We start from the raw sequence: 3769 nt of genomic DNA, 5'->3' as shown, positions 1-3769 counted from the left end.
GTGCTGATGCTGCGCTCAATTGCAGGTAGCCAGTCAGCGCAGCAGGGCTGTTGGCAACGACGCGGAACATGTTAGGAACGCGGCCCAGTTGTTTTTCCACAGCCTTGAGTGAGGTATGGGTAGAAGTAGGCGCGGCGTCGATTGTGGTAGGGGTGTTCAAACGTGACATAAATTTCTCCTAGTGATTTGAAAGACAGTACGCTGTATGTAGTGGTGAACTAATTTTGGCCACTTCGTTGTAGCCAAGCCAATATCTGCGCTCGGATTCATTCGGATCCAAACCACCGTTATAGTGATGTGACCTGAGCTGGCTGTAATAGCCAGCATGTAATCCAGTATTTCCCGCTCTGCTTCAGCAAAAGAACTATAGACTATCCGTTGGCACACAGTCCGTTTTTAATCTTCTGAAGGTGTAGTGGTCGTTTAGGCATGATTGACGATCTAACGCTCCAGAACCAAATCAGGGATCTGGCTTTAGCGAGTCGGAGCGAACCGACCGATGGTTGGCGTACCGAAGAGCTTGACCCTAAGTTGTGGAACGGTTGGCGTAAAATGATTCAGGGGGACCGGCTAGAAATCGCTGAATACGATCTGACGGCTAAGGTTAGCCAAGGGGACTCACCTAGTGACAAGCCCGGAGTGGTTGAAGGTCTAAAACAAAGAATAAGGACTTACAACTTTAGTAAACAAAGGACGTCATCAATCGCAGTGATATGAAAAGTTGTCTTTGCCGCCCCGATAAGGCTTTACGGGGCGACTAAGCCTCACCCAACCAACAATTCCGATAGTTTCAGGATAAGCTTTGAGTTTTCTAAGATTGGAATTACCACACCCCAGCCCGTACTCGATATACTACAAATAGCTTTTTGGCAGGACCGATATCGAATGAATATCCAGATCCATCACAAGAAACTTTTCTTAATTTTCTGTAACCGGTCATAAATCAGTGGCGGATAATTTGCATGATATTCACCACACTCTGGGCAATTATCTTGTTTTAGGTACGCTTGATTGTCGAGATCTTGATAAGGAAAAACGCTGAAGAGAAGTTCGTGCTGCATAAGCGTTTTATAAAAACTCTTATGATAAGGTGCAATCTCGCTGTCTTTGATTTTGTCGAAATATAGGTCAACGCTGTTCAAAATGCTCATAATTTCTTTAACCCCGTCGAACCTTAAAATGTCGTCATCTTTGTGAATATCAACATCTAAGCCCTCTAGATCCTCAATGAAACATTTAATCGCTCGCCGGGAATGCAGAAGGATCATTTGCGACTTGCCATCAATCATCTTTTCCTGATCGTAGCTAAAATTTTTAATGTTTCTTTCGACGAACATATAAAGTTCGTGAAGCTGATTCAACTCGTGCCTCAGTTGCTCCTTCGTATATTCCTTTTCGATTTGCTGATGGAGGATGCCATTAGCGTCAATCTGAGCTTTTAACACCAGAAAGAGAAGCACTGAACCCAGAATTTGTACAAATGGGCTTGAAATACCTCCAAGAACATCTCCTATTTCGCCATAACCTTTCAAATATTGCAGCGGAAGAAGAGGTGCAAACAAAGGGATAAGCAGGCAAGCCGCACCACCAATTACTATGACCCAGAAAGCTATTTTGGTAACAGGAGAGTTATAGATATTCATTTTTACACCTTTTTAGAATTTTCTTTTCTGTAAGCGCTAGGAGTTTTGCCAATTTTTTTCTTAAACAACTTTTGAAAGTGTTCATGTGCCGGATACCCAATGGCTTCACTCACTTCGGGAACAGACTTAACGGATTCTTTAAGCAGCTGCTTTGCTTTTTCAAGCCGACAATAGGTTAAATAATCAAGAGGCGTCATGCCTGACAGCTCCTTAAATTTGACGCTGTAGTTCGTACGCGACATCCCCGCAATCCCGGCGAGATCGTCAAGACCCCATTTTTTATCGAGACTATGATGAATAGCTTCCAAGGTTTTGCTGAGTTGCGGATTTTCGATCAGTTTGAAGAATCCAGCATTTTTATTGGATTTGTACATGTGGATTCTTAACGCTTGCACGAAGATAATTTCGGTCAGCTTTCTGACTAACGTGTTGCTTCCAGGAAGCCCTGATTTTGCTTCCTGCTCTATAATACTTAAAAGCATGGCAAGCCAAGGCGAGTGGGAGTTATCAGCACTCTTGATATGCACGACATTTGGCAGCGAATTTAAGAATGGATGATCGGGTCCGCCATTAAAACAAAAATGTCCGCAAACGACGTTGGCTTTGAGCTTGCTCTGATCACCGTATTCCAAAACTTGAGCTTCGGTGAGGTTGGCTTTCGCTCTAAATTCGACCGCAGGCTCGGCCTTGATTTTTGGTGCACTGGCCATGGTGTGCTCCATCCCTTTGAAAAAGATCAAAATATCGCCCTGCTCCGCCAATGCTTTAAGTTTAAGTTTTGGCACTTCATACCAAAACTCGCCATGAGTCACGATGTGAAATCTCGCTAGATTCTCTTCCTGCGGGAGGCTGATGCCCCAGTCTCCCGCAAATGAGGTTCTATACCAGTAGCTGCTAGTAAGCTCTACCTTATCTAAAATTTCACTGAGAACATCCATATATAGCTCCTACGTAAACTGTCCAATAGCTCATGTTATACGAACTATTGAACATATTATATCTATTTTACATGCTGTAAAGTCAGTCTAATCAGTAAGTCCCCCTGTGTCAGCCTAGTTGTCCAGTAGGCAGTTTTGCCTGAAACCACATCACAGGGGGCGGTATGGATGCACACATGCCACGCTATTCCAATGAACGTAAAGCGGCAGTCCTGAACAAGCTGTTGCCACCCCATAACCGGACCGTCGTCTCGGTATCCGCAGAGGAAGGCATCTCCGCTGTGACCCTGTATAGTTGGCTGAAACAGTGTCGACAACAAGGAATGCCTGTGCCGGGTAATCGTAATAATGGAGACGATTGGTCTCCTGAAGCAAAGCTGGCTGCTGTGATTGAAACAGCGCCCATGTCTGAAGCCGAACTCAGCGCCTATTGCCGTGAGAAAGGCTTGTACCCCGAGCAGATCCAACGCTGGAAGGCCGGTTGCCTCCAGGGTGCAGGCATGCAGGTGGAGAGCGACAAGACCGCTCAGAAGCAGCAGCGAGAGGCTCGCAAAACCATCAAGAAGCTCCAGGCAGAAGTGCGCCGTAAAGACCGCGTATTGGCAGAAACGACCTCCTTGCTGGTGCTGTCAAAAAAGCTCGAAGCCTTGTACGGCGAAACCCCGGACAACGAGGACAGCTGACCTCGCTGGACGAACGTACAAGGCTGTTGCAGTACTTTGATGAAGCCGTGGCTGGAGGTGCCGCTCGCTACAAGGCAGCGGAGCTGATGGGCCTGAGTGAGCGTACGGTAAAGCGTTGGCGACAAGCCGATGGTCTGGTTACCACGGATCGTCGGCCACTGGCCAAGCCTGCTGAACAGCCGCATCAGCTGACAGTTGCTGAGGAGGTCGCCATTCTGGCCACCTGTAACCAGCAGGAATACCGCAGTCTGCCGCCCTCACAGATTGTTCCAAAGCTGGCTGACAAGGGCATCTACCTGGCGTCTGAGTCATCGTTTTACCGGGTGCTGAAAAAGCATCAGCAGCAGAATCACAGAGGCCGTATGAGCCCAAGACGCAAGGTGCCTGAGCCCACCAGCTTTACCGCCACTGGCCCCAATCAGGTGTGGAGCTGGGACATCAGTTACTGCCCGTCGGCGGTCCGTGGTCAGCACTGGTATCTGTATGTTGACTTGCATCCAAAATT

At 47.3% G+C, this 3769-nt stretch carries 4 protein-coding genes and 1 pseudogene; 2 read left to right on the top strand and 3 right to left on the bottom strand.

Annotation, left to right across the window (positions count from 1 at the left end):
• Positions 1–178: 178 nt before the first annotated feature.
• The 3 genes and pseudogenes from PY990_RS16410 to PY990_RS15730 all read right to left on the bottom strand — a co-directional run.
• Positions 179–409: pseudogene (locus tag PY990_RS16410) on the bottom strand (IS3 family transposase); the annotation flags it as partial.
• A gap of 493 nt (positions 410–902) precedes the next feature.
• Positions 903–1643: a hypothetical protein gene (locus PY990_RS15735; RefSeq protein ID WP_275272406.1), complete on the bottom strand. Its 741-nt coding sequence runs from the start codon at positions 1641–1643 to the stop codon at positions 903–905.
• A gap of 2 nt (positions 1644–1645) precedes the next feature.
• Positions 1646–2581 carry an AraC family transcriptional regulator gene (locus PY990_RS15730; RefSeq protein ID WP_275272405.1) on the bottom strand — a complete coding sequence of 312 codons (936 nt, stop codon included), beginning with the start codon at positions 2579–2581 and terminating at the stop codon, positions 1646–1648.
• Between the two features lie 164 nt (positions 2582–2745).
• Between PY990_RS15730 and PY990_RS15725 the strand changes: the two genes are divergently transcribed.
• On the top strand, positions 2746–3264 hold the full coding sequence (locus tag PY990_RS15725; protein WP_275272404.1) for a transposase: 519 nt from the start codon (positions 2746–2748) through the stop codon (positions 3262–3264).
• 26 nt (positions 3265–3290) lie between these two features.
• A partial coding sequence (locus PY990_RS15720) for a helix-turn-helix domain-containing protein (RefSeq protein WP_275272403.1) occupies positions 3291–3769 on the top strand: 479 nt, incomplete at its 3' end.

The organism is Limnobacter olei (assembly GCF_029087225.1).
Taxonomy (GTDB): Bacteria; Pseudomonadota; Gammaproteobacteria; order Burkholderiales; family Burkholderiaceae_B; genus Limnobacter; species Limnobacter olei.
The sequence above is the reverse complement of the archived record's forward strand: the minus strand, read 5'-3'. Positions and strand labels throughout refer to the sequence as shown.